22 protein-coding genes are annotated in these 23,750 nt (G+C 72.5%); 11 read left to right on the forward strand and 11 right to left on the reverse strand.

Features of this window, described 5'->3' with window-relative positions; all coding sequences use genetic code 11:
• Positions 1-96 precede the first annotated feature (96 nt).
• Positions 97-972: a class I SAM-dependent methyltransferase gene (locus ACWDBB_RS01690; RefSeq protein WP_449787717.1), complete on the forward strand. Its 876-nt coding sequence runs from the start codon at positions 97-99 to the stop codon at positions 970-972.
• Positions 973-1,742: 770 nt separating this feature from the next.
• Here ACWDBB_RS01690 and ACWDBB_RS01695 read toward each other — a convergent pair.
• A complete protein-coding gene (locus ACWDBB_RS01695) occupies positions 1,743-4,163 on the reverse strand; it encodes a penicillin acylase family protein (protein ID WP_449787718.1) in 2,421 nt (806 codons plus the stop codon).
• Positions 4,164-4,485: 322 nt separating this feature from the next.
• On the reverse strand, positions 4,486-5,820 hold the full coding sequence (locus ACWDBB_RS01700) for an MFS transporter (protein WP_449787719.1): 1,335 nt from the start codon (positions 5,818-5,820) through the stop codon (positions 4,486-4,488).
• 491 nt (positions 5,821-6,311) lie between these two features.
• Here ACWDBB_RS01700 and ACWDBB_RS01705 point away from each other — a divergent pair, with 491 nt between their 5' ends.
• Positions 6,312-7,121 carry an aminoglycoside N(3)-acetyltransferase gene (locus ACWDBB_RS01705; protein ID WP_392921561.1) on the forward strand — a complete coding sequence of 270 codons (810 nt, stop codon included), beginning with the start codon at positions 6,312-6,314 and terminating at the stop codon, positions 7,119-7,121.
• Between the two features lie 56 nt (positions 7,122-7,177).
• On the opposite strand, the gene ACWDBB_RS01710 is transcribed toward ACWDBB_RS01705, so the two are convergent.
• The 5 genes from ACWDBB_RS01710 to ACWDBB_RS01730 all read right to left on the reverse strand — a co-directional run bounded on the left by ACWDBB_RS01710 (position 7,178) and on the right by ACWDBB_RS01730 (position 12,791).
• Positions 7,178-8,716: a M1 family metallopeptidase gene (locus ACWDBB_RS01710; RefSeq protein WP_449787720.1), complete on the reverse strand. Its 1,539-nt coding sequence runs from the start codon at positions 8,714-8,716 to the stop codon at positions 7,178-7,180.
• Positions 8,717-8,881: 165 nt separating this feature from the next.
• Positions 8,882-10,420, reverse strand: coding sequence for a M1 family metallopeptidase (locus ACWDBB_RS01715; RefSeq protein WP_449787721.1), 1,539 nt, complete (start codon positions 10,418-10,420; stop codon positions 8,882-8,884).
• Between the two features lie 167 nt (positions 10,421-10,587).
• Complete coding sequence (locus ACWDBB_RS01720) at positions 10,588-11,460, reverse strand: sulfurtransferase (protein ID WP_449787722.1); 873 nt, start codon at positions 11,458-11,460, stop codon at positions 10,588-10,590.
• 204 nt (positions 11,461-11,664) lie between these two features.
• The gene (locus ACWDBB_RS01725; protein ID WP_449787723.1) at positions 11,665-11,991 is read right to left on the reverse strand and encodes a hypothetical protein; all 327 of its coding nucleotides are present in this window, start codon (positions 11,989-11,991) and stop codon (positions 11,665-11,667) included.
• A 164-nt stretch (positions 11,992-12,155) separates the two neighbouring features.
• Positions 12,156-12,791, reverse strand: a complete 636-nt coding sequence (locus ACWDBB_RS01730; RefSeq protein ID WP_449787724.1) for a polysaccharide deacetylase family protein — start codon at positions 12,789-12,791, stop codon at positions 12,156-12,158.
• A 482-nt stretch (positions 12,792-13,273) separates the two neighbouring features.
• Between ACWDBB_RS01730 and ACWDBB_RS01735 the strand changes: the two genes are divergently transcribed.
• Positions 13,274-14,134, forward strand: coding sequence for an SAM-dependent methyltransferase (locus ACWDBB_RS01735; protein ID WP_449787725.1), 861 nt, complete (start codon positions 13,274-13,276; stop codon positions 14,132-14,134).
• A 46-nt stretch (positions 14,135-14,180) separates the two neighbouring features.
• On the opposite strand, the gene ACWDBB_RS01740 is transcribed toward ACWDBB_RS01735, so the two are convergent.
• Positions 14,181-15,050: an Fpg/Nei family DNA glycosylase gene (locus tag ACWDBB_RS01740; RefSeq protein ID WP_449787726.1), complete on the reverse strand. Its 870-nt coding sequence runs from the start codon at positions 15,048-15,050 to the stop codon at positions 14,181-14,183.
• Positions 15,051-15,500: 450 nt separating this feature from the next.
• On the opposite strand from ACWDBB_RS01740, the gene ACWDBB_RS01745 reads away from it, so the two are divergent.
• The 5 genes from ACWDBB_RS01745 (at position 15,501) to ACWDBB_RS01765 (ending at position 18,976) form a co-directional block, all read left to right on the forward strand.
• Complete coding sequence (locus ACWDBB_RS01745) at positions 15,501-16,010, forward strand: SRPBCC family protein (protein ID WP_449787727.1); 510 nt, start codon at positions 15,501-15,503, stop codon at positions 16,008-16,010.
• A 98-nt stretch (positions 16,011-16,108) separates the two neighbouring features.
• Entirely contained in the window at positions 16,109-16,771 is a 663-nt protein-coding gene (locus tag ACWDBB_RS01750) for a hypothetical protein (RefSeq protein WP_449787728.1), read from the forward strand.
• A 147-nt stretch (positions 16,772-16,918) separates the two neighbouring features.
• Complete coding sequence (locus ACWDBB_RS01755) at positions 16,919-17,710, forward strand: DsbA family protein (RefSeq protein ID WP_449787729.1); 792 nt, start codon at positions 16,919-16,921, stop codon at positions 17,708-17,710.
• Positions 17,707-18,327 (forward strand): vitamin K epoxide reductase family protein, encoded by a 621-nt coding sequence (locus ACWDBB_RS01760; RefSeq protein ID WP_449787730.1) that lies wholly within the window; start codon positions 17,707-17,709, stop codon positions 18,325-18,327. Before ACWDBB_RS01755 ends, ACWDBB_RS01760 begins: the two co-directional genes overlap by 4 nt.
• 64 nt (positions 18,328-18,391) lie before the next feature.
• Complete coding sequence (locus ACWDBB_RS01765) at positions 18,392-18,976, forward strand: dihydrofolate reductase family protein (protein ID WP_449787731.1); 585 nt, start codon at positions 18,392-18,394, stop codon at positions 18,974-18,976.
• Between the two features lie 21 nt (positions 18,977-18,997).
• On the opposite strand, the gene ACWDBB_RS01770 is transcribed toward ACWDBB_RS01765, so the two are convergent.
• On the reverse strand, positions 18,998-19,981 hold the full coding sequence (locus ACWDBB_RS01770; RefSeq protein ID WP_449787732.1) for an adenosine deaminase: 984 nt from the start codon (positions 19,979-19,981) through the stop codon (positions 18,998-19,000).
• Between the two features lie 184 nt (positions 19,982-20,165).
• Here ACWDBB_RS01770 and ACWDBB_RS01775 point away from each other — a divergent pair, with 184 nt between their 5' ends.
• Positions 20,166-20,447, forward strand: a complete 282-nt coding sequence (locus tag ACWDBB_RS01775; protein ID WP_449787733.1) for a DUF6158 family protein — start codon at positions 20,166-20,168, stop codon at positions 20,445-20,447.
• A gap of 119 nt (positions 20,448-20,566) precedes the next feature.
• Positions 20,567-21,955, forward strand: coding sequence for an NADP-dependent succinic semialdehyde dehydrogenase (locus tag ACWDBB_RS01780; protein WP_449787734.1), 1,389 nt, complete (start codon positions 20,567-20,569; stop codon positions 21,953-21,955).
• Between the two features lie 32 nt (positions 21,956-21,987).
• On the opposite strand, the gene ACWDBB_RS01785 is transcribed toward ACWDBB_RS01780, so the two are convergent.
• Positions 21,988-22,281 (reverse strand): hypothetical protein, encoded by a 294-nt coding sequence (locus ACWDBB_RS01785; RefSeq protein WP_449787735.1) that lies wholly within the window; start codon positions 22,279-22,281, stop codon positions 21,988-21,990.
• Between the two features lie 56 nt (positions 22,282-22,337).
• Positions 22,338-23,360, reverse strand: a complete 1,023-nt coding sequence (gene ku, locus ACWDBB_RS01790) for a non-homologous end joining protein Ku (RefSeq protein ID WP_449787736.1) — start codon at positions 23,358-23,360, stop codon at positions 22,338-22,340.
• Positions 23,361-23,506: 146 nt separating this feature from the next.
• On the opposite strand from ku, the gene ACWDBB_RS01795 reads away from it, so the two are divergent.
• Positions 23,507-23,743, forward strand: a complete 237-nt coding sequence (locus tag ACWDBB_RS01795; RefSeq protein WP_449787737.1) for a hypothetical protein — start codon at positions 23,507-23,509, stop codon at positions 23,741-23,743.
• The last annotated feature ends 7 nt before the right edge of the window (positions 23,744-23,750 follow it).

Genomic DNA, 23,750 nt, shown 5'->3' on the forward strand with positions numbered 1-23,750 from the left:
CGCGCGGTGGTGCCCCGAGCCCCTCGGGACACCACCGCGCCCCCACCGTCCCCCGGAACCCCCGCCATCACGTACCGTGTTCGGACCACCACAGGCTTGGGTACGTACCTCGGCGCGCCCGACGGCCGGGCACCCACCGAGCAGGAGACCCAGCGGCCCATGGACCACAACCGCATCCCCCCGACCGTGCGCCGGACCTACGGCACCGACGATCTGGCCCAGGCGGCCAGCTTCGCCGGCGGATTCATCAACTTCGGCTACTGGGAGGGCATCGACCTCGCCGCCCCGACCCCCGAGGACCGGGTGCGCAGCCAGGAACAGCTGTACCGGCGGGTGTTGCGGGAGTTCCCCGAGCCGCGGGAGCGGCTGCGGCTCGCGGAAGTGGGTTGCGGCCGCGGCCTCGGAAGCGCCCTCGCCCTGCGGGAGTTCCGCTTCGCGGCGGTGACCGGGGTGGACATCCACCCCGACCAGATCGAGCGCGCCCGCGCCGTCAACGCGAGAGCCCTGGCCACGTACCCCGATCGGCTGGCATACACCCTCGGCGCCGCGGACGAACTCCCGTTCTCCGACGGCCACCTGAACGGCGTCTACTCCGTCGAAGCCGCCCAGCACTTCCGCGAACTCAACGGCTTCGCCCGCGAATCCGCCCGCGTCCTGCGGTCGGGCGGCCGGCTCGTGGTCACCACCTTCTTCACCGCCCCCGGCCCCGACGCCGCCGAACGCCTCAAGATCATGCTCGCCAGCTTCGCCGACGGCCTCGACATCCCCCACCCCCTCCACGGCTTCACCGCCGACCTCACCCGCCACGGCTTCACCGACATCACCACCGAGTCCATCGGCACCCACGTCTGGCCGGGCCTCGACCGCTACCTCACCGACACCGTCCCCGCCGCCCACTGGTCCCGCCACTTCCTCACCGCCTGGCGCGACAACCTCCTCGACTACCACATCGTCACCGCGACCCGCATCTGACACCGGGATCGGGCCTGCTCGCGCCCCCGGCCGCCGACCGCCTCATCGGCGCCGACGGATCATCACTTGAGCCACCCCCGCATGCGTGTGCGGGGCCGAAGATCGGCAGGGGAGACCTGTGCTCCCCTGCCCTCGCAACCGTCGAGGGGGCGATGAGACTGCGGCCGCGTCCACCGCCGCGGTGCCAGCACGTGCGACAGCAGCAGGTTGGCAGGCCCCGGCCCGCCCGGCCGACCTTTGACCTGGGATGGGTACCACGGCCGGCCGGGCGCAAGCCCTCGCCCCGACCTTCGTGTGCGAGTAGGCTCCGGAAGCCTAGAAGCAGCACCGATAATTGGCTTGGCAGTAAAAGAGATGACGACACCACATGACTGCGGCTGCGGATCGCTTACCGAAGCGAAGTGAATCAATCGGCACCCTCTGACGAGCATCACTGCAGGTCGGAAAGTGTCGGCCCCGCGCTCGCGGGGATTGCTCCCCGGACGGAACGCCTCAGCGCGGCCTGCTGGCGTCGGCCCCGCGCTCGCGGGGATTGCTCCCGCCTGGGTCGACGAGAACCTCCTCGGCGGCTCGCGGGTGGTGCCGGCCTCCGGGGCAGGCCTGCACGAGCTGCTGCATGCTCTCCAGCGGTCTCTCGGTGGTGTGGTCCCCGCCGTTGCCAAACAGGCGGGCGCCTGTCTGTTGTCGAAGGCGCACTGCCCGGTCCACGCGCGGGCGACCGCCGTTGCCGGAACGGCGGCCGCCCGACGTGCGGTCGGTGGCGGGGCGGGTCAGCGCCGCAGGGTGGTGACGGTGAGGCCCGGGGCGGTGCGGATCTCCGCTTCGGTGAAGCGCTCGGTCATCCACTGCTTGCGCGCGTAGGCGCGGGTCTGGTCGGTGTAGTGGGGTGAGGTCGGGTTGGCGGACTCGCCGTAGGTGAGCAGGGTGCGGGTGCGCGGGCCGTGGTCGGTGAGTTCGGTCGCCATCACGAAGCTGGCGCCGTGCGGGACGGTGCGGAGGTTGGTCGGGTAGGTGCCGCCTCCGGTGCCGGAGTCCGGCCCGGCCGTCATGACCACGTTGAAGCAGCCCAGTTGGTGGGAGCAGCCGTGCAGCGGGATGCCCGCCCAGCGCTGGACGCTGCCGATCGGGGCGTCCACAGGGAGGCCGCGGGTGGCCAGGTCCTTGACCGCGTCGGCCAGGGCGCGTTGGGCGTCGGGGTTGGCGGCGTCGATGCCGCGCGGGGTGGTCAGCGGCTGGGCGGGGTCGGCGGGGACGGTCTGCCAGGCCGTCGTGCCGGTGCGTGCGAGCGCGTCCCGGTAGGCCTGCCAGAGCACGGTGCCGTGGCTGTCGGCGTCGGCCCGGGTGTTCCAGGCCGCGAGTACGTCGCAGGCCGGGCGGACGTCGACCGGGTTGCCGTCGGAGCCGGCGATCACCGGGTGGGCGCGGCAGAGGGTCACGGCGTCGTCGCGGTCGAGTTCGGCGCTCTGCACCCGGTTGCCGAACATCGTCGCCTGGAGTGTGCCGAGGGTGAAGCCGGGGGCGCCGAGGCCGTCGGTGCCGGCCCTGCGGTCGGCGATCATGCGCAGGCTCAGCTGCGAGCGCAGCATCCGTTCGGAGGCGCCCTTGTAGACGGTGGGCAGGCCGGTGATCGGGGCGTCCGCGTTGGTCAGGTACGGGCCGTTGTTGGCGTTGGCGACGTAGTCGGTGCGGGTCAGGCCCGGCTGGTTGGCGGGGCCGAAGACCCCGGGCACGAGCGCGTCCGGGTCGCTGCCCGGGTCGCAGGCGGTGGTCGAGCCGTCCAGGACCGGCCCGAGGGGGGTGGCCGCGGCGAGGCAGCGGCCGAGTTGCTCGTCGGGGAGGTGGGGGACGGCGGAGGCGTCGGTGAACCAGGTGGTGCCGGTGGAGTCGACGGCCGTGGTGTACACCCAGGGGAGGCCCTGGTAGGTGCGCTGGGCTTGGCGCAGTTGGTCGAGGTTCTGGGCGCGGCCGATCGCCAGCCACTGGTTCAGCGAGCGGAGGTTCTCGGCGTTGGCGTCGCCGAAGGTGTAGGCGTACTGCCCGGTCCAGCCGTCGGCGAGGACGTAGCCGAGGCGGGAGCGGTAGACGGTCCGGTCGACGGTGGTGGGCGTCCCGTCGGCGGCCCGGACGGCGACCTGGACCTTCTCCTGCACCATCCGTTCGACCTTGCCGTCCACCAGGTAGGCGGTCGGGTCGCCGGGCACCAGGATGAGCCGGTGGAGAGCGTAGTGGTCCGCGTAGCTGGTGGTGTGGCTCCAGGCGAGGCCGCGGGTGTGGCCGATCTGGAGGAACGGGATGCCGTAGATTCCCGCGCCGGCGATGTCCAGGACGCCGGGGATGGTCAGCTGGGCCTGGTAGAAGCGCTCCGGGCCGGCCCAGTGGAGGTGGGGGTTGGCGAGCAGCAGACCGTTGCCGTTGCGGCTGGCGTCGCGCCCGATCGCCCAGGCGTTGCTGCCGAGTTCGGGGTTGTCGGCGGATCGGCCGGGAACGCCGATCAGGGGTACGGCCGCCGCCTGCTCGGACGCCTCGCCGGCGGGCCCGACCCCGGCGGCGGGCCCGACCCCGGCGGTGGGCCCGACCCCGGCGGTGGGCGCGGCCGCGGCGGCAGGCTCGGTCCCGGCGCCCGGGACGGCCGTGGCGATCTGCTTCTTGGCGGCGGCGCTGCCCGACATGGTGTTGACCTCGTAGAGGATGTTCCACAGGTCGTCCGCGGTGATCGGCCCGACCCAGTCCTTCCCCCGGCAGGACGGGTCCGGCAGGTGGTCGGCACCGGTGTCGCGCAGGTAGCGGTTGTATCCGGCGACGTAGCCGTCCACCAGTTGCCGCGCCTCGTCGGTCGGGCCGAGCGGCGCGGGGGTGGCCAGCAGGCGCTTGACCGTCCCGGTGCGCAGCACGCCCTGCTGGTAGGTGTCGCTCACCAGGTTGCTGACCCGGTCGACGGACTGGCCGTCGGGGCCGAAGTGGCGCGAGCGTTCGCCGCGCGTGGTGACCACCTGGTCGGCGAGCTGGCACAGGTTGTCCTGGGCGAAGGCGTATCCGTAGCCGTAGCCGAGGCCACCGAAGTCGTGGGCCAGGACGTGCGGGACGCCGTACTCGGTCCGGCTGATCCTGGCGGTCCAGCCGCCGCGGTCGGTCTCCGTGTCCGCCGCCTGTGCCGCGCCGGGCACCAGTGCCGTCAGCAGCGCGGACGTCACCCCGAGTGCGAGCGCACCGGAGGCGAAACGCCGTGCGCGTGAGCGAAACTGATGTCCACTCATTTTCTTGTCGTTCATCATGGCCCCAAACTGGCGGCGCGGGCGCCGCCGGTCATCGCCCCTCGGGACGACCCGGTCTCGGCCCCCCGGACTATCCGTGTACGTCTCGGGTCAGGGATGCTCCCTGTCCGCACCGCTTCTCCGTCGGACGATGCGGTTGTGGATCATCAGGGTCCGCGCCGGTCGGCCCCAGACCGTCCTCGTCGAGCACGTCGACGACGAACCGCGGGCGCGCCGCCCGCTGAACGGCCCGAGGGCCGGCTCAGCCCACCGAGGCCTTGGACGACCGCACCGGCTCGGCCTCCGCCCCACCGGCACCCGCCCCACCGGCACCCGTGCCACCGTCCGCCTCGGCCAGCGTCGCCAACCGCCGCAGGCTGGCCCGGCGTTGGAGCGCGCCGAGGCCGACGGTCGCCGCACCGAGTCCGAGCCAGCCGATCGGCCCGGCGGCCATCACCACACCGGTGAGCAGCAGCGGACCGACCGACTTCTGCACCGACTGGGACATTCCGGCGACCCCCAGGTACGAGGCCCGGGCGCCCGGCGGGGCCAGCACGACCGCCAGTTCCCAGGAGCTGACCGAGCGCAGCAGTTCCGCCAGGGTGACCAGGATCGCCGCGGCCAGCAGCGCGACCGAGGCCAGGACCGGCCCGGCGCCGGTGGCGAGCACGATCAGCAGGCAGCCGCCCAGCACCGTCACCCCGTACCAGCGCACCGCCGCGGCCGCCCCGAGCGGCCCCTCCGCCCAGGCCGAGACCCGCAGTTGCAGCAGCACCACGAGAACCGTGTTGAGCACCAGGAAGATCGGGACGACGACGTGCGGCGCGCCGGTGTGGTGCACCAGCCAGAGCGGCAGCCCGACGTTGAGGATCGAGTCGTCCAGGCTCAGCGGCATGTCCAGCAGGACGAACCGCAGGTAGCCGCGGTCGCGCCAGGGGTTCGGCGGGGCGGCCGGCGCCCCGCCGGGCTCGTCCCCGGCCTTCGCCGCGACCAGGCCGCGCCCGGACGGCTCCCGGGTGCGCCAGACCAGCAGGGCGGCCAGCACGTAGGAGAGCCCGTTGGCCAGGATCAGCACCCGGTAGGCGGACGTGGTCCCCACTGTCAGCCCGATCGCCGCGACGCCCGCCCCGAGCGCGTACCCCGCGTTGGCCACGCTGCGGAACAGCGCCTGGTAGGTGGCCCGCCGCTCGCCCGCGACCCGGGTCGCGAACAGCATCTCCAGCATCTTGGCGGCCCGCTCGGCCAGGCAGATCAGGGCCACCACGGGCAGCAGCGCGGCGAAGTCGTCGACCACCAGCAGCAGCGCCATCGCGCCCAGCCGCAGCAGGTGGCAGCCGATCAGCAGCAGGCGCACCGGCGCCCGCTCGGCCGCCCGCCCGGCCAGCGGGGACCCGGCGATCCCCGCCACCGCGCCCACCCCGAGCAGGAGGCCCAGCTGCCGCGCGTCCATCCCGCAGACGTAGGTGAAGTAGAGCACCGAGGCCGCCGCCCACACCCCCGTGCCGGTCCGGTCGACGCACTGCGCCAGCAGCATGATCCGCGCGTCCCGGCCGCCCGGCGGCCGCCGCAGCTGCGCTATCAGTCCGTTCCCCCGCATGGCGGTCCCCCGTCGCACTCGACAATCCATCCCGGAATCAATCTCGACATCAAGATACTTCATATCAAGAGACTTACGGAACCCCCGGGAACGCCGATGGCGCCCGACCCTCACAGGGCCGAGCGCCACCGGTGCTGCGACAGGTACCCGACGGGCCCGCCGCCGAGGCGCGCGCCAACTGCTTCAGATCGCGTTCTCGTCCGGAAGGACCGGGTCCGGACCGGCCACCTGGGGCCAACGGGCCATCTGGGACGCCGTACGACAGCTGCCGCCGGCCGACGCGCCGCGCTACGAGATCGCCACCGCGGCACCGCTGGACCCGGGGCGGCCCGTGCTCGTCCTGCTCACGGCGCTGCAGCAGCTGCACCCGCCGCAGGGCCCGCCGCCCACGCCTGACCCCGAGGCCGTCCTGACCGCCTGTCAGTGCCACACGCTATGGTCGGCCTCGAACGATCCCAGCACGAACAGCACCACCGTCACCAGGGGGCACCATGACCACACCGGGCACCGGCCCGCTCACCACCGCCGACCTCGTGGAGGGCTGGCACCGGGTGGGCGTCCGTGCGGGCATGGCGCTGATCGTGCACTCCTCGCTCTCCAGCCTCGGCCGGGTCGAGGGCGGCGCGGCGGCCGTGGTGGCCAGCCTGCGCGAGGCGGTCGGGCCCGGCGGCACCGTCGCCGCGCCCACCTTCACCTCGGACACCGTCCGTGACCCGGCCCCCGGGCACAGCGGCCCGCCCGGCCCCGGGGTCGCCGAGCTCCGCGCCGCCGTCCCGCTCTTCCACCCGGGGTTGCCCGCCACCACGGGTGCGGTGGCGGAGGCGCTGCGCGCCCTGCCGGAGAGCCTCCGCAGCAGCCACCCGCAGGTCTCGGTCGCCGCCGTCGGCGCGCACGCCAAGGAGGTCACCGCCCGGCGCTCGCTCGGCTTCGCCGTCGGTCGGGAGTCGCCGTTCGGTGCGCTGCACGATCTCGGCGGCTACGTGCTGCTGGTCGGCGTCGGCCACAACCGCAACACCTTCCTGCACTACGCCGAGACCTTCGCCCCCAACCGCCGGCTCAAGCTCCGCCGCTTCCCGATGGCGATCCAGGGCGAGCGGGTCTGGATCGAGGCGCCGGACGTCGCGGACGACAACGGCACCCACTTCCCGGTCGTGGGGCGTGAGTTCGAGGAGCGGGCGGGAATCCGGGAGGTGCTGGTCGGCGACGCTCCCTGCCGACTGATCCCGGTCCGCGACCTCATACCCTTCGCCGTCCGCCGCCTGACCGAGCTGCTGGCGGCGGACGGCCCCGGAGCGGCATAGGCCGGGCCGGCGATCCCGCCGTAAGCGCGGAACCGCCGACTCCTTCCCGCCTGCCGTCAGTGACGGTCCTGGTGCACCGAGGCGGCGTCCTGGATCTTCTTCCAGGACTTCGGCTCCACCGGCAGCTGCGCCTGCACTGCCCGGCTCGCGCCCGTCTCCGGCGCCGGCGAGGCGACGGCCGCGGCGCCCGGCGGCACCGGCCCGACGGCCGGCTTGCTCGGGGTGAACAGCCAGGTGTTCAGCAGATCGCCGAGCTTCTGGCCCGACACCTTCTCCGCGTACGCCTGGAACTCCGGGATGGTGGCGTTGCCGTAACGGCGCTCGGTGGGCCAGCCCTTCAGGATCCGGAAGAACTTCTCGTCCCCGACGGCGTTGCGCAGCGCCTGGATGGCCACCGCGCCGCGGTAGTACACCGCGCCGGAGAACTGGTTCTCCTCACCCGGGTCGCCCGGCTTGACGGTCCAGAACGGGTCGTCGGCGGGGCGTGAGGCGTAGATGTAGTCGGCCAGTTCCTGTGCGGTGCCCTCGTTCTCGTGCTCGGACCAGAGGAACTGCGAGTACTCGGCGAAGCCCTCGTTCAACCAGATGTCGCTCCAACGGGAGAGCGAGACGCTGTCGCCGTACCACTGGTGGGCCAGCTCGTGCACGACCACGGAGGTGTTGGACCCCTTGGCGAACAGCCCGGGGCCGTAGGAGACCCGGGTCTGGGTCTCCAGGGCGCCGCTGGACTGGATGTTGGCGACGTAGCCGCCGACCGAGCTGAACGGGTACTCCCCGAAGTAGCCGCTCAGCCAGTCCACCAGCTCGCCGGTGCGCTCCACGCTCGCCCGGGCCGCGGCGGCGTTGTCGCCCAGGTCCTTGCTGTAGGCGTTGTAGACCGGCAGCCCGCCGGCCGTGGTGTCCTGGGTGATGTCGAACTTGCCGATCGCGAGTGTCGCCAGGTACGTCGCCTGCGGCTTGTTCTCCCGCCAGCTGTACCGGGTCCAGCCCGCCTGGGAGGTGGTGCCGACCAGCACGCCGTTGCTGATCACCTGGGTGCCGCTCGGCACCTGCACCGAGACGTCGAAGGTCGCCTTGTCGCTCGGGTGGTCGTTGCTCGGGAACCACCACCCGGCCGACACCGGCTCGCCGGACGCGACCGCACCGTCCGGGGTACGGCGCCAGGCGGTGTAGCCGCCGTACTTCTTCACGGTGGACGGCACGTCCTTGTAGCGCACCACCACGGTGGCCTGGCTGCCCTTGGCGAGCGGCCGGGCGGGGGTGATCTCCAACTCCTGATCGCCGCTGGTGGCGAAGGTCGCCGGCCGGCCGTTGACCCGGACCTCGGAGACGTCCAGCGCGAAGTCGAGGTTGAACCGGGAGAGGTCCTGGGTCGCCGTGGCGAGGATGGTCGTGGTGCCCTCCAGCTCGTCGGTCGCGGGCTGGTACTTCAGCCGGATGTCGTAGTGCGAGACGTCGTACCCGCCGTTGCCGAGGGTCGGGTAGTACGGGTCCCCGACGCCGTCCGCGCCGGGCTGGTAGTCGGCAGCCGAGGCGGGGACGGCCAGGAACAGGCTCAGCGCACTGGCAGCGGAGACGATCAACCTCTTGCGCACATGGTCCTCCAGGAATCACCGGAACGATGGGGTTGAACCGATCCTTGTCCCGGAGGCTCCGCTCCCACTCCCCGATCGTGAGACCTTCATGAAAAGAAACACGCCGAAATGACGGCTTCGCGGCACTGCCGCGAAGCCGTCACACCACTCGGAGCCGATCCGTCGTCAGTTGTGGACCTCATGGACCGAGTTGGTCTCCTGGATCTTCTTCCAGGACTTCGGCTCCACCGGCAGCTGCGCCTGCGCCTTGGCCGCGCCCGTCTCCGCACCCGGCGCCGGCGAGGCGACGGCCGCGGCGCCCGGCGGCACCGGCCCGACGGCCGGCTTGCCGGCCGTGAACAGCCAGGTGTTCAGCACGTCGCCGAGCTTCCGGCCCGACACCTTCTCCGCGTACGCCTGGAACTCCGGGATGGTGGCGTTGCCGTAACGGCGCTCGGTGGGCCAGCCCTTCAGGATCCGGAAGAACTTCTCGTCCCCGACGGCGTTGCGCAGCGCCTGGACGGCCACCGCGCCGCGATCGTACACGGCGCTCGCGAACTGGTCGTCCGGGCCCGGGTCGCCCGGCTTGACGGTCCAGAACGGGTCGTCGGCCGGGTGCGAGGCGTAGACGTAGTCGGCCAACTCCTGTGCGGTGCCCTCGTTCTCGTGCTCCGACCAGAGGAACTGGGCGTAGCGGGCGAAGCCCTCGTTCAACCAGATGTCGCTCCAGCGCGAGAGCGAGACGCTGTCGCCGTACCACTGGTGGGCCAACTCGTGCACGACCACCGAGGTGTTGGACCCCTTCGCGAACTGTCGGGGGCTGTAGAAGATCCGGGTCTGGGTCTCCAGGGCGTAGCCGGTCGGGACGTTGGGGACGTAGCCGCCGACCGAGCTGAACGGGTACTCGCCGAAGTAGCCGCTCAGCCAGTCGACCAGCTCGCCGGTGCGCTCCACGCTGGCCCGGGCGGCATCCGCGTTCTCGCCCAGGTCCTTGCTGTACGCGTTGTAGACCGGCAGGCCGCTCGGTGTGGTGTCCCGGGTGACGTCGAACTTGCCGATCGCCAGCGTGGCCAGGTACGTCGCCTGCGGCTTGTTCTCGCGCCAGCTGTACCGGGTCCAGCCCGCCTGGGAGGTGGTGCCGGTCAGCAGGCCGTTGCTGATCGCCTGGGTGCCGTCCGGTACCAGCACGGAGACGTCGTAGGTGGCCTTGTCGCTCGGGTGGTCGTTGCTGGGGAACCACCACCAGGCCGCCTCGGGCTCGTTGGCCGCGATCCCGCCGTCCGGGGTGCGGTGCCAGCTGGTGAACCCGTACTTCTTCACGGTGGACGGCACCCCCTTGTAGCGCACCACAACGGTGGCTTGGCTGCCCTTGGCGAGCGGCCGGGCGGGAGTGATCTCCAGCTCCTGCTCCCCGCTGGTGGCGAAGGTCGCCGGCCGGCCGTTGACCCGGACCTCGGAGACGTCCAGCGCGAAGTCGAGGTTGAACCGGGAGAGGTTCTGGGTCGCCGTGGCGAGGATGGTCGTGGTGCCTTCCAGCTCGTCCGTGGCGGGCTGGTACTTCAGCCGGATGTCGTAGTGCGAGACGCGGTACCCGCCGTTGCCGTAGGTGGGGTAGTACGGGTCGCCGACCCCGGCCGCGCCGGGCTGGAAGTCGGTAGCCGAGGCGGGGACGGCCAGGAACAGGCTCAGGGCACTGGCAGCGGAGACGATCAGTCTCTTGCGCACGTGGTCCTCCAGGGGATCACCGGAACGATTGGGTCGGATCGATCCTTGTCCCGGAGGCCCTGCTCTCACTCCCCACTCGTGAGATGTTCATGAAAAGAAACGCACCGACATGACGGCTTCGCAGCACTGCCGCGAAGCCGTCACTCCGTCTCACCCCCGCCCGCCCCTCACGCCCCGAGCACCACCGGCGCCCGCACCAGCGAGCCGTACTCCGTCCACGAGCCGTCGTAGTTCTTGACGTGCGGGTAGCCGAGCAGCTCGGTGAGCGCGAACCAGGTGTGCGCGGACCGCTCGCCGATCCGGCAGTACGCGATCACCTCGCGCTCCGGCTCCACGCCCTTCCCCCCGTACAGCGCCCGCAGCTCCTCCGCCGAGCGGAACGACCCGTCGTCGTTGGCCGCCTGCGACCACGGGATGTTGACCGCGCCCGGGATGTGCCCGGGCACCTGCGCCTGCTCCTGCGGCAGGTGCGGGGGCGCGATCAGCTCGCCCCGGAACTCGGCGGGCGAGCGGACGTCCACCAGCACCGCGTCCGCGCCGGGCTTGGCGAACACCTCGGCCTTCGCCAGGACCTCGTCCCGCAGTGCCCTCAGCTCCGGCCGCTCGGGCCCGTCGAGCCGGTAGCCGCTGTGCTGGTAGTCCATCACCTCGTGGGTGAGCTCCCGCCCCTCCAGCTCCCACTTCTTGCGCCCGCCGTCCAGCAGCCGCACCGGCCCGTAGCCGCGCAGCCGCAGTAGCCAGTAGGCGTAGGTGGCGAACCAGTTGTTGTTGCCGCCGTAGAGCACCACCGTGGTGTCGTCCTCGACCCCGGCCGCCCGCAGCAGGTGCTGGACGCCGTCGCGGTCGATGTAGTCCCGGCCGACCTGGCTGTGCAGATCGGTGGTCCAGTTCCAGCCGACCGCCCCGGGGATGTGGTCCCGGTCGTAGGCCTCGGTGTCCTCGTCCACGTCGACGACCCGGATCGTCCCGTCGTCCAGGTGGTGGGCCAGCCATTCGGTGTGGACCAACGCCTCGGGGTGCGCGTAGCCGTTGCCGGTCATCCCAGGCCCTCCTTCGCTCCGCCCAGGCTGCAGCGCCCGACCACGGGCTCAGCGGGCCGCGCGACGACGGCAGGACGTACGGGCACGGCGGGGCGCCGGCGACCGGGCCGGACAGTTCGAACCTACGCCGTCCGTCCGACCCGGGCCACCCCGCGCCCCCTTGACCTCGCCCCCGCGCCCGCCCCCTCCCCCTTCGCCCTTCGCTCAGGAGAAGACGACGGAGCGCAGCTTCAGCCGGTCGCCGAGCTTCTTTCCGGGGTTCATGACGTAGAACACGTCACCCGCGCAGTCGGCGGCCAGGTAGACCGTGGCCGTGGAGCGGGTGAGGTTCTCCGGCGCGAAGCCCGGGTCGTCCTCGGTCGTCCACGGCAGGTCGATGCACGTACCGCTCTTCGGGTCGGCCAGGCCGGTGACGACTCCCGGGCCGACCTTGTAGAGGAAGTCGCCCTCCGCGGCATTGGCGGAGAACGGAACGGCGAGGACGAGGGCGATGGCGCTGGCGGCGGCGAGCACGGCGTTGCGGAGACGCATGGGTGAGGGCCTTTCAGGTGGTACTCGGCGGTACCCGGTTAGTGATGCGAGATCACCCTAGAGGCCCAAAATCCGCAGAAACGCTTCTTCCAATCCACCTATTCGAGTGATTCAGAGGTTGAAACCGCTACCTGCCTTCATTCGAAAGGCACCGGCAATCCCACTCAGTTCGGCGGGGCCGTGAAGTAGTACCCGGAGTCGACGAGCACCGGCAGATACGCCTTCAGCGCCGCCACCGTCTGTGACCGGTCCCCGCCGCCGTCGTGGTTGAGCACGATCGCCCCGGGCCGGACGTTCTTGAGCACCCGGTCGATGATCGCCGAGGTCCCGGGCCGCGCCCAGTCCCGCGGGTCCACGGACCAGGCCATGTTCCGCATCCCGAGGTCGGCGGCCACCTTGAGCGCGGTCGGGGACCAGTCCCCGCCGGGTGCGCGGAACCAAGTGGGCTGCCGACCGGTGGTCCGTTGCAACAGGTCCGAGGTGCGCTCCAGCTCGTCCCGCACCTTGCCCTCCGGAAGGTGCCGCAGGTCCGGGTGGGTCCAGGTGTGGTTGGCGATGTGGTGGCCGCGGTCCGCGATCTCCCGGACCAGGGCGGGGTGCTCGACGGCGTTCTCGCCGATCAGGAAGAAGGTCGCCCTGACCCCGTACTGCTCGAACAGCGTCAGCACGGTCGGGGTGTGGCGGGGATCCGGGCCGTCGTCGATGGTGAGCGCCACCACCCGCCGATCCGGGTCCAGGTCGTACACCGGTTTGCCCTCCTCCTCGCTGAGCGCCCGGCGCAGGGGCAGCGCACTGGGCACGCTGGCCGACGGGGACCCGGACGGCGGCAGCGGCGAGGTCACCGTGGACGGCCCGCTCCCCGGGGTGGCCGCCGACAGCGCGGCGGAGGGTTCGCCCCCCGCCCCCTCGGGCCCCGCCGGAGCGGACGGGGCGGCGGCGTCGGTCGCCCCCGCCGTGGCGCCGCCCTCCCCCTCACCCCAGGTGCTCCGACATCCGGCAGCCGTCCCCAGGAGGGACATTCCGGCCGCGACCAGCAGCAATCTACGCGAAGTAATGTGACGATCTGACAGCATTGTGGATGCTTCCCCCGGCCGCCACCGCCGCTCCCCGGAGGCAACTCAGACGGACCCGATCACCACTCCGACGGCCCAGGGGCACCGGCCGCACACCCCGTTCCCCGGGTTCTTCCACGGACCTTCCCCGACCGGACGCCCCGCCTCCTCCTGGGCCCGCTACGCTGTGCCTTCCCCAGTGTGATGATCTGCCATCAGAGGACGTGGCCATGACGACAAGTCAGGACTTCCCCCACCAGGGCCAGCAGGACGACCACGCGACCGAGCTCAGCCAGTGGGAACGTTTCGGTGTCGACACCACCGCCCCGCACTCTGCGCGCGTCTACGACTACTGGCTGGGAGGAAAGACCAACTTCCCGCCGGACCGCGCCATGGGACAGGCCATCGAGCAGGCCGTACCGAGCGTCAAGGCGATGGCCAAGGCCAACCGGGCGTTCCAGGGCCGGGCCGTGCGCTACCTCGCCCAGGAGCACGGCATCCGCCAGTTCCTCGACCTCGGCACCGGCATCCCGACCTCGCCGAACACCCACGAGATCGCCGAGGCGGTCAGCCCGGGGACCCGGGTGGTCTACGTCGACAACGACCCGATCGTGCTCACCCACGCCCGCGCGCTGATGGTCTCCAGTCCGGCCAGCCGCACCACCTACATCCACGCCGACCTGCGCAAGCCCGAGGAGCTGTTCGCCGACCCGGCGCTCACCTCCACCCTCGACCTCACCCAGCCGGTCGGCCTGCTGATGATCGCCGTGCTGATGCTGATCGCGGACGAGGACGACCCGTGGGGCCGGGTCGCCGCGCTGCGCGACGCCCTGCCGGTCGGCAGCTGCATCGCGCTGACCACCCCCACCCCGGACTTCGACCCGGAGGCCGTCGGCAAGGTCGCCGAGGCCGCCCGGGCCGGCGGCATGACCCTGGTGCCGCGCGGCTACGACGACGTGGTCCGCTTCTTCGACGGCTGGGAGCTGGTCGAGCCGGGCGTCGCCCCGGTACTGGCCTGGCGCCCGGACGGCGAGCCCCCGGCGGACCCGAAGGCCGCGTACTACTGGGGCGGCGTCGCGATCAAGCGCTGACGCCACCGGCACGCCTCCGTCCGACGGGCCCCGTCGGACGGAGGCGTCACTTCAGCAGCCGCGACAGCCGCCGGTCCGCCAACGGTTTGCCCCCGGTCTGGCAGGTCGGGCAGTACTGCAGCGAGGAGTCCGCGAACGACACCTCGCGGATGGTGTCCCCGCACACCGGGCACGGCAAGCCGGCCCTGCCGTGCACCCGCAGTCCGAGCTTCTTCTCCGCCTTCAGCTCCCCCGCCGCCAGCCCCCGCGAACGCTCCACCGCCTCGCGCAGCGTCCCGCCGAGCGCCTCGTACAGCCGGGCCACCTCGTCCTCCGTCAGGCTCCCGGCGATCTTGTACGGCGACATCCGCGCCGCGTGCAACACCTCGTCCGAGTACGCGTTGCCCACCCCGGCCAGCACCCTCTGGTCCCGCAGCACCCCCTTGAGCCGCCGCCGCTCGCCGCGCAACAGCCCGGCGAGGTCCGCCAGGCCGAACCCCGGGTCCAGCGGGTCCGGCCCGAGCCCGGCCACCCCCGGCACCTCGGCCGGATCGCGCACCACGTACACCGCCAGCCCCTTCTTCGTCCCGGCCTCGGTGAGCTCGAAACCGTCCCCGGCCTCCCCCGCCAGCCGTACCCGCAACGCCAGCGGATTGCGCGGCCCCGGCCGCGGCGGCTCGGCGGGCAGCCTGTCCTTCCACCGCAACCACCCGGCCCGAGCCAGGTGCACCACCAGGTGCAGCCCCTCCACCTCGATGTCCAGGAACTTGCCCCGCCTGCTCACCCCGCCGACCGTCCGCCCCTCCAACCCCGTCACCGGCGGGTCGTACGTCTTCAACGCACTGATCGCCACCGGCTGCACCCGAGCGATCACCCGCCCGGTCAACCGCTCGGACAGAAAGGCACTCAGCGCCTCGACCTCAGGCAGCTCCGGCATGCGCCCAGTCTCCCCCACCCCGCCCCCACCCGCGCGCCACAAAGCCCCAGACCCCACCCCCACCCCACTCCCAGCCAGGGAACCGTCCCCACCCACAGCACCCACCCACCCCCACCCCCAGCGAGAGAAACACCCCCACCCGCAGCAACCACCCACCCACCCCTCCCACCCCCAGCGAGAGGGACGCGCTGCGGGAGGGGGCGGCGGAGGGGGTGGGTGCGGAGAGGGGCGTGGCGGGTGATTTTCAGACTGCCAACGGTCTCAACACCCCACCGCCAGAGTTGGCAGTCTGAAAATCATCCAGCCCCCGGAGCACCCACCCCCGGAGCCGCCCCCGGCCCCCCACCCTCCCGAAAGCCTCCCTCCCCAGCCGACCCCCGCCCCCCAGCACCCCCATTGCCCACCCCACCCCCAGGGCGCAGGCTGGAACACAGGGAGGTGCACCGCCCCATGAGCACCCTTGAGGAACAGATCGACATCGCCGCCCCCGTCCTCGCCGCCTGGGAGCAGCTGCACCGGGTGCACGAGTACCCCCGGTTCGTCGACGGCGTCCGCAGCGCCCACCCGCACGGCCGGAACCTCGCGCACCTCGGGGTGGAGATCGACGGCGACGAGCGCTCGGTCGACGCCGAGATCACCGACCGCGGCCGGGGCCGGGTGATGTCCTGGCGGACCACGGACGCCCCCCGGCTGCGCGGCGCCTTCGCGCTGCTGCCGCTCGACGCCGGGCACACCCGGTTGCAGATCCGGGTGGAGTACGACCCGGAGGCGTTGCACCGGGAGTTCGGCGGGCCGCGCGGCTTCGCCCAGGCCGGGGCGATCGAGCGGGCGGTGCGCGAGGATCTGGACCACTTCCGGGAGCTGGTCGAGGCACGGGTGAACGCCGCCGAGGCCCACCCGGAACCGTCGGACACCCACGCCCCAACCCCCGCCCCAGCCCCCGGCCACCACCGCCCGTAAGCGCTGCATAAGCCCAGCTCAGGACGGGTGGTGAGGCTGTCCACAGCTCACCACCCGGCAGACCGTTCCAGTTTCAACCTGTGGCAGACTCGGATCCCATGGACATCGGCCCGGTCACCAGGACGCTCCGCGCGGCGGTCTTCGCCGCGCTGGTCGTGCTGCTCGCCGGGCTCGGCCAGGTGCTGGTGACCGGCCGTGCGCTGCCGGTCGGCCCGATGCTGCCGGCCTTCGCCGGCGTCTTCGCGGTGGCCTTCGCGCTGGCCGGCCGCGAGCGCGGCTACCCGGCGATCGCGGCGGTGTTCCTGCCGCTGCAGCTGGGCACCGGCGCGCTGTTCGACCTCGCGCAGAGCACCTGTCCCTCGCTGCCGCCCGGTGCCGGGCACGGCCTGCGGCCGCTGCTGTGCGGCGGCGGCTCGCTCGGCGGGTTCCTGCTCGGCCACGGCGCCTCCGCGCAGACCGGCGTACTGCTGCTCCTGCTCGTGCTGCACACGGTGATCGCGCTGGCCGGCGCCTACTGGCTGCGCCGCGCGGACGCCGCGCTGTGCTGCCTGGCCGGTGCCGTCCGGATGCTGGGCGAGTTCCTGCACCGCCACCTGCCCGCCGCCGCCCGCTGGCTGCGGCTGCTGGTCGCCCCGCTGCCGGCCCGTCCGCCGGCGCGGGTGCCGTTTCCCCGGGCCAGCCGCACGCTGGTCCCCGCCGAGGACGTCGTCGTCCGTCCGGCCGTCCGGCGCGGTCCGCCGGTGTTCGCCCTGGCCGCCTGAGCGACGGCGCTCCCGCCCGCTCGACCGGCTGTTCTCTCCCCTCCCCACGGTCCCCGACCCTCCCCACGGTCCCCGACCGGCCCCTCCACGCGGTCCCCGACCGACCGCGTGCCTCCCCGTACGCCCGAGAGCACAGGACGACACCCCATGAGCAACACCCGCAAGGCCGACAAGAAGGCCTCCGCCACCGACCGCATGCGCGCCGCCCGGGCCCAGGCCGAGCGCTCCGACCGGATCCGCCGCCGGGTGGTGGTCGGCGGCGCCTCCGCCGCCGTGCTCGCCCTGGCGGCGGGCGTGGCCTTCGCCGTCGGCGGCTCCTCCGGCTCCGGCTCGGGCGCCGCGAACGGCCCGCTGGTCGTGCCGGCCAACGCGGGCGGCTCCGGCGGCACCGTGATCACCTACGGCAAGGCCGACGCCCCGCACACCCTGGAGGTCTACGAGGACTTCCGCTGCCCGTTCTGCGAGCAGCTGGAGACGACCACCGGCAAGGCGATCCAGCAGCTCGCCGACGAGGGCACCTACAAGGTCGAGTACCACCTGGCGACGTTCCTGGACAACAACCTCGGCGGCAAGGGCTCGCGCACCGCGCTGGCCGCCGCCGGCGCCGCGCTGAACGAGGGCGTGGACAAGTTCAAGGCCTTCCACGACGTGCTGTACGCCAACCAGCCGGACGAGCGCAGCGACGCCTTCGGCGACGTCAACCACATCCTGGACCTGGCCGGGCAGGTGCCCGGCCTGAAGACCGACGCCTTCGTGAAGGCGGTCACCGACCGGACCTACGCCCCGTGGGCGGCCAAGGTCAACGAGGAGTTCAACAAGAGCGACGTGACCGGCACCCCGACCGTCAAGCTGGACGGCAGGAAGCTGGACGTCCTCAGCAACGGCAAGGCCGTCTCCCCCGAGCAGTTCACCGCGATGGTCAAGCAGGTGACCGGATGACGGCCGACTCCCCCGCCGTACGGCCCGCGTACGGCGCGAGCCGCCCGTTCGCCTGGCTGCTGCTGATCGGCGGCGCGGTCGGCCTGTTCGCCTCGACGGTCCTCACGCTGGACAAGATCCGGCTGCTGGAGGACCCGTCGTACGTCCCCAACTGCAACATCAACCCGATCATCAGCTGCGGCTCGATCATGCGCAGCGAGCAGGCGGAGGCCTTCGGCTTCCCCAACTCGCTGATCGGGCTGGTCGCCTTCGGGGTGGTCGTCGCGATCGGTGCCGGGCTGCTCTCGGGCGCGGCGTTCCGGCGCTGGTTCTGGCTGGGCCTGCAGGCCGGGACGGTGTTCGGGGTCGGCTTCGTGACCTGGCTGATGTACCAGGCGCTGTACCGGATCGGCGCGCTCTGCCCGTACTGCATGGTGGTGTGGGCCGCGGTGATCCCGCTGTTCTGGTACACCACGCTGCACAACCTGCGTTCGGGTGTGATCCCGGTGGGCCCGCGGCTGCGGGTGGCCGTCCGGGAGGCGGTCCGCTACCACTGGGTCGTCCCGGCGCTCTGGTACGCGGTGATCGCGCTGCTGGTCCTCAACCGGTTCTGGTACTACTGGAGCACCCTGATCTGATCCCCGTCCGCCGCCCTGCCCGCTCCGGCGGGAAGGCGGCGGACCGTCCTCCCCGTGGGGTGCCATGCGTCGCAGGATCGTTCTCTTCGTCTCCGTGTCGGTCGACGGCTACTTCGAGGGCCCGAACCACGACCTCGGCTGGAACCTCGTCGACGACGAGGTGCACACCCACTTCAACCGGGTGCTCGCCCGGATGGGTGGTTTCGTCTCCGGCCGGGTGACGCACGAGCTGATGGCCTCCGTCTGGCCCACCGCCGACCAGGACCCGGACGCCGACGCCACGGTGGCCGAGTTCGCGGGCATCTGGCGCGCGATGCCGAAGACGGTCTTCTCCCGGACCCTCGACCGCGCCGACTGGAACACCACCGTCGTCCGCGAGGTCACCCCGGAGTCGGTCGCCGCCCTCACCGCCGGTCCCGGCGGCGACCTCGCCCTCAGCGGCGCGAACCTGGCGGAGTCCTTCCTCGCCCAGGACCTCGTCGACGAGTTCCGCTTCTACGTCCATCCCGTCGTCCTCGGCCGCGGCACCCTCTTCTTCCGCCCCGCCGACCACCCCGTCCCGCTCACCCTCAAGGACACCCACCGCTTCACCAACGGCGTCACCCTGCTCCACTACGAGCGCGGCGGCCCGTCCCCGCTGGACGGGTGACGGGCCGCCGCTGCGCTCGGGTCAGAAGGTGTACGCCTCGACCTCGGCGAGGAGTTCGGCGCGGCGCTCCTCGCTGACGAAGGAGGCGCGGAAGGAGTTGGCGGCCAGGCGGCGCTGGGTCTCCTGGTCGAGGCCGAGGGCCTCGCGGACGGCGCGGAAGTTGTCCTCGACGTAGCCGCCGAAGTAGGCCGGGTCGTCGGAGTTGACGGTGACCAGCAGGCCGGCGTCCAGCATCTCCCCCAGCGGGTGGTCGGCGAGGGTGTCGACGCAGCGCAGCCGGACGTTGGAGAGCGGGCAGACGGTCAGCGGGATCTGCTCGCGCACCAGGCGGGCGACCAGCTCGCCGTCCTCCAGGCAACGCAGCCCGTGGTCGATCCGCTCGACGCCGAGGACGTCCAGCGCCTCGGTGATGTACGCGGCCGGGCCCTCCTCGCCCGCGTGGGCGACCCGGCGCAGCCCGGCCTCGGCGGCCCGGCGGTACACCTCGCGGAACTTCACCGGCGGGTGGCCGACCTCGGCGGAGTCCAGGCCGATGCCGGCGATCCGGTCGAAGTAGGGGCGGGCGGCCTCGAAGGTCTCCAGCGCGGACTCCGCGGACTCGTCCCGCAGGAAGCACATGATCAGCTGGGTGCTGACGCCGTGCCGTTCCTCGCTGCGCTGCAGCGCCCGGGTCAGGCCGTCCACCACCACGCCCAGTGGCACCCCGCGGGCGGTGTGCGCCTGCGGGTCGAAGAAGACCTCCGCGTGGCGGACGCCCTGCTCGGCGGCGCGGGCGAGGTAGGCGTCGGCGAGGTCGGCGAAGTCGTCCTCGGTGCGCAGCACGGCCATCAGCGCGTAGTAGAGGTCCAGGAAGGACTGGAGGTCCCTGAAGGAGTACGCCTCGCGCAGCGCCTCGGTGTCGGCGTACGGCAGCTGGACGCCGTTGCGGGCGGCGAGCTCGAAGGCGAGCTCGGGCTCCAGGGTGCCTTCGATGTGCAGGTGGAGTTCGGCCTTGGGAAGCGGCATGTGCGATCTGTCCAGCGGTAGCGGGTGGACCCGGAGGTGACGGAAGGATCATCCTATGAGCTTCTCGACGTGGGGGGCTCGGCGGGCGACCCGCTCGGACCTGCCCGGCCGGAACCGACCGGGTGCACCGGCGACGCTCCGCGGGCACCCTGTAGGAGGGGACTTCCGCCGAGGAGGCACCGAGATGCGGCACGCCGAAGACCCGCACATCCGGCCCGCGGGCATCTCCCCGCACGCCCTGGGCAACGACACGCTCCTGCACGAGCTGGAACAGCTGCACCGCACCCGCCACGAGACCTTCCTGTACGGCTCGGAGGAGGCGCTGAAGCGGCACACGCTGCGCACCGGCGAGCTGGAGGCCGAGTACCTGCACCGCTTCCCCAACCGGCAGGTCACCGCGGCCCGGACCAGGGCCGGGGCCAGGGCCAGGGAGGCGGCCGCCCGGGTGGAGTCGCTGCCGGAGTGACCGGAACGGGCCGCGCGCCCGCCGGGACACGCCGGGCGCGCGGTGGTGTGCCCGGAGCCGGGCCGTCGGAGAGGGTGTGAGGGCAGACGCACCGGACCCGAACCTCCTGGGAGCCCCGCATGCCCATCGCCAGCGTCAACCCCGCGACCGGCGAGACCGTCCAGACCTTCGAGCCGCTCGACGCGGCCGGCATCGAACGGCGGCTGGCCCGCGCCGAGGCCGCCTTCCACAGCTACCGCCGCACCTCCTTCGCGGCCCGCGCCGAACTGCTGCGCCGCGCCGCCGACCTGCTGGACCAGGAGCAGGAGGCGGTCGCCCGCACCATGACCGAGGAGATGGGCAAGCCGCTCGCCGGGGCCCGCGCCGAGACCGCCAAGTGCGCCAAGGCGATGCGCTGGTACGCGGACAACGCCGAGGCGCTGCTCGCCGACGAGCACCCGGCCCCGGAAGACGTCGCCGACTCCGGCGCCGCCCGCGCCTACGTCCGCTACCGCCCGCTCGGCCCCGTGCTGGCCGTGATGCCGTGGAACTTCCCGCTGTGGCAGGTCATCCGGTTCGCCGCGCCGGCGCTGATGGCGGGCAACGTCGGCCTGCTCAAGCACGCCTCCAACGTGCCGCGCACCGCGCTGGCGATCGAGGAGCTGTTCCAGCGGGCCGGCTTCCCCGAGGGCTGCTTCCAGACGCTGCTGATCGGCTCGGGCGCGGTCGAGGGCGTGATCCGGGACCCCAGGGTCGCCGCCGTCACCCTCACCGGCAGCGAGCCGGCCGGGCGGGCGGTCGCGGCCACCGCGGCGGACGTGGTGAAGAAGGCCGTGCTGGAGCTGGGCGGCAGCGACCCGTTCGTCGTCCTGCCGAGCGCCGACGTGGACGAGGCGGCGCGCACCGCCGTCCGGGCCCGGGTGCAGAACAACGGCCAGTCCTGCATCGCCGCCAAGCGCTTCATCGTGCACACCGACGTGTACGACCGCTTCACCTCCGCCTTCACCGAGGCGATGCGCGCGCTGAAGGTCGGCGACCCGATGGACGAGGGCACCGACGTCGGCCCGCTGGCCAGCCGCCAGGGCCGGGACGACCTGGAGGAGCTGGTCGAGGACGCCCGTACCCGGGGCGCCCGGGTGGAGTGCGGCGGCGGGCGGCCCACCGGCTGGGACTCCGGCTGGTTCTTCGAGCCGACGGTGCTCACCGGCATCACCCCGGCGATGCGGATCCACCACGAGGAGACCTTCGGCCCGGTCGCCACCGTCTACCGGGTGGCCGACCTGGACGAGGCGGTGGCCGTCGCCAACGACACCCCGTTCGGGCTCAGCGCCAACGTCTGGACCACCGACGAGGCCGAGCGGGAGCGCTTCGTGCGGGACATCCAGGCCGGCGGGGTGTTCTTCAACGGGATGACGGCCTCCCACCCGGCGCTGCCGTTCGGCGGGGTCAAGCGTTCCGGGTTCGGGCGGGAGCTGTCCGGGCACGGGATCCGGGAGTTCTGCAACGTCACCACGGTGTGGATCGGCTGAGCCCTCCCGGGCCCGCGCCCGCCCCGGGCCGGTCAGGACGCCACGCGGTGGCGGCCCGGCCCGGGGGTCATCCAGCGGGCGATCACGCCGCCCAGCGCGATGAGCGTCAGCCCCCAGAAGATCGCCATCGGTATCAGCACCGGCAGCAGGCTCACCTGGACGGCCACCATGCAGAGGCCGATCGAGAGCGCGACCATGAACGTCACCACGGTGGGGCTGAGGCCGAGCAGCCAGTGCCAGGCGCGGTGCCCGAAGCCCCGGTTCCGCTGGGCTTCGGGCTCGGCCCGTTCCTTGGCGTCGAATTCCTGGTAGGTCAGCAGGTCCATCGGGATCGCCTCCAATGCTGGACGGCTGGACGGGAGGAACGCCTGGCCCGGGAGGGTCAGGAGGCCTTGCGGGGAGCCGAGGACTTCCGGGCGGTGGTCTTCTTCGCGGCCGAACCCTTCGCCGATCCCTTCGCCGAGCCCTTCGCCGAACCCCCTGCGGAGCCGGCGCCGGTGGTCTTCGCGGTCGCCTTCGGGGCGGCTTTCGGGGCCGACTTCGCGCCGGTCCGCTTCGTCGGGGCGCGCCTGCGCGGCGCGGGCTCCTCCCCCTCGGCGTCCTCGGCGCCGCCCGGCCCGCCGCCCCGCCCGCCCTTGGCCTGCTTGAGGCTGCTGCGCAGCGCCTCCATTAGGTCGATCACGTTGTCCGGCGCCTCGCCCGGCTCCTCCTCGTGCGGGACCTCCACGCCCTCCAGCCGCGCGGTGATCACCTGCTGCAGCGCCTGCTGGTAGTCGTCGTGCAGCTGGGAGAGGTCGAAGTCCTCGGAGAGGGTGTCCATCAGCGACCGCGCCATCTTGAGCTCCTGCGGTCGGACGGTGACGTCCCCCTCGGGCGCGATGCCGGCCGCCGGGCGGACCTCGTCGGGCCAGATGCAGGTCTGGAGCACCAGGGTGTTGTCGTGCACCCGCAGCACCGCGGGCGACTCCCGGGTGCGCAGCGCGATCTTGGTGACGGCGATCTGCCCGGACTCGGTGAGCGCGTCGCGCAGCAGCGCGTACGGCTTGGCGGCGGCCTTGTCGGCGACGCCGACGTAGTAGGCCTTGGAGAACATCAGCGGGTCGATCTCGTTCTCGTCCACGAAGGCCAGCACGTCGATGATCTTCTTGCTGGGCAGCGGCAGGTCGGCGAGGTCCTCGTCGGAGAGCGTGACGGTCCGCCCGTCGGGGGACTCGTACCCCTTGGCGATCTCCGCGTACGGGATCTCCTTCTCCTCCCGCTCGCAGTACCGCTTCATCCGCACCCGGCCGCCGTCCTTCTCGTGCACCTGGTGCAGCGGGACGTCGTGCTCCTGGGTCGCGGAGTACAGGTGGACGGGGATGGTGACCAGCCCGAAGCTGATCGTCCCCTTCCAGGTGGTCTGCATGGGGTCGCTCCTGACCGGCGCCGGGAGCCGGCCGGCACCGCGAACGCTCGGGATGCTCCTACGGCATGCCCCGAGAGTCCCACTCTGCCCGGATTTGCGAGGATCGGCCACACCGCGCCGACAATGGGCCGAGGAGGACGATGTGGATGACCGCCCGCAGCCGGGAGAACCGGCAGGACCGGGCCGGGCCGCCCCCGCCGGAGCGGTACGGCTACCTGGTGACGTACGCGGTGCGGGGCGAGCCCGGCGCCCGGCGCGCGGAGGTGGCCGTCCTGCCCGGATACTCACAGGAGGAGGACATCCCCCGGATCCTGGCCGCCCGGCTGACCGGGCGACCGGCGGACGAGACCTCGATCACCGTCCTCGACGTGCGGCCGATCTGACCGCCCA

The sequence above is a fragment of the Kitasatospora sp. NPDC001095 genome (genome assembly GCF_053598615.1).

Excerpts from the sequence above, each read along its gene's own strand:
- ACWDBB_RS01700 (WP_449787719.1), bottom strand. The coding sequence starts at position 5,820 with ATGCGGGGGAACGGACTGATAGCGCAGCTGCGGCGGCCGCCGGGCGGC.
- ACWDBB_RS01705 (WP_392921561.1), top strand. The coding sequence starts at position 6,312 with ATGACCACACCGGGCACCGGCCCGCTCACCACCGCCGACCTCGTGGAG.
- ACWDBB_RS01720 (WP_449787722.1), bottom strand. The coding sequence starts at position 11,460 with ATGACCGGCAACGGCTACGCGCACCCCGAGGCGTTGGTCCACACCGAA.
- ACWDBB_RS01725 (WP_449787723.1), bottom strand. The coding sequence starts at position 11,991 with ATGCGTCTCCGCAACGCCGTGCTCGCCGCCGCCAGCGCCATCGCCCTC.
- ACWDBB_RS01735 (WP_449787725.1), top strand. The coding sequence starts at position 13,274 with ATGACGACAAGTCAGGACTTCCCCCACCAGGGCCAGCAGGACGACCAC.
- ACWDBB_RS01740 (WP_449787726.1), bottom strand. The coding sequence starts at position 15,050 with ATGCCGGAGCTGCCTGAGGTCGAGGCGCTGAGTGCCTTTCTGTCCGAG.
- ACWDBB_RS01745 (WP_449787727.1), top strand. The coding sequence starts at position 15,501 with ATGAGCACCCTTGAGGAACAGATCGACATCGCCGCCCCCGTCCTCGCC.
- ACWDBB_RS01750 (WP_449787728.1), top strand. The coding sequence starts at position 16,109 with ATGGACATCGGCCCGGTCACCAGGACGCTCCGCGCGGCGGTCTTCGCC.
- ACWDBB_RS01755 (WP_449787729.1), top strand. The coding sequence starts at position 16,919 with ATGAGCAACACCCGCAAGGCCGACAAGAAGGCCTCCGCCACCGACCGC.
- ACWDBB_RS01760 (WP_449787730.1), top strand. The coding sequence starts at position 17,707 with ATGACGGCCGACTCCCCCGCCGTACGGCCCGCGTACGGCGCGAGCCGC.
- ACWDBB_RS01765 (WP_449787731.1), top strand. The coding sequence starts at position 18,392 with ATGCGTCGCAGGATCGTTCTCTTCGTCTCCGTGTCGGTCGACGGCTAC.
- ACWDBB_RS01770 (WP_449787732.1), bottom strand. The coding sequence starts at position 19,981 with ATGCCGCTTCCCAAGGCCGAACTCCACCTGCACATCGAAGGCACCCTG.
- ACWDBB_RS01775 (WP_449787733.1), top strand. The coding sequence starts at position 20,166 with ATGCGGCACGCCGAAGACCCGCACATCCGGCCCGCGGGCATCTCCCCG.
- ACWDBB_RS01780 (WP_449787734.1), top strand. The coding sequence starts at position 20,567 with ATGCCCATCGCCAGCGTCAACCCCGCGACCGGCGAGACCGTCCAGACC.
- ACWDBB_RS01785 (WP_449787735.1), bottom strand. The coding sequence starts at position 22,281 with ATGGACCTGCTGACCTACCAGGAATTCGACGCCAAGGAACGGGCCGAG.
- ku (WP_449787736.1), bottom strand. The coding sequence starts at position 23,360 with ATGCAGACCACCTGGAAGGGGACGATCAGCTTCGGGCTGGTCACCATC.
- ACWDBB_RS01795 (WP_449787737.1), top strand. The coding sequence starts at position 23,507 with ATGACCGCCCGCAGCCGGGAGAACCGGCAGGACCGGGCCGGGCCGCCC.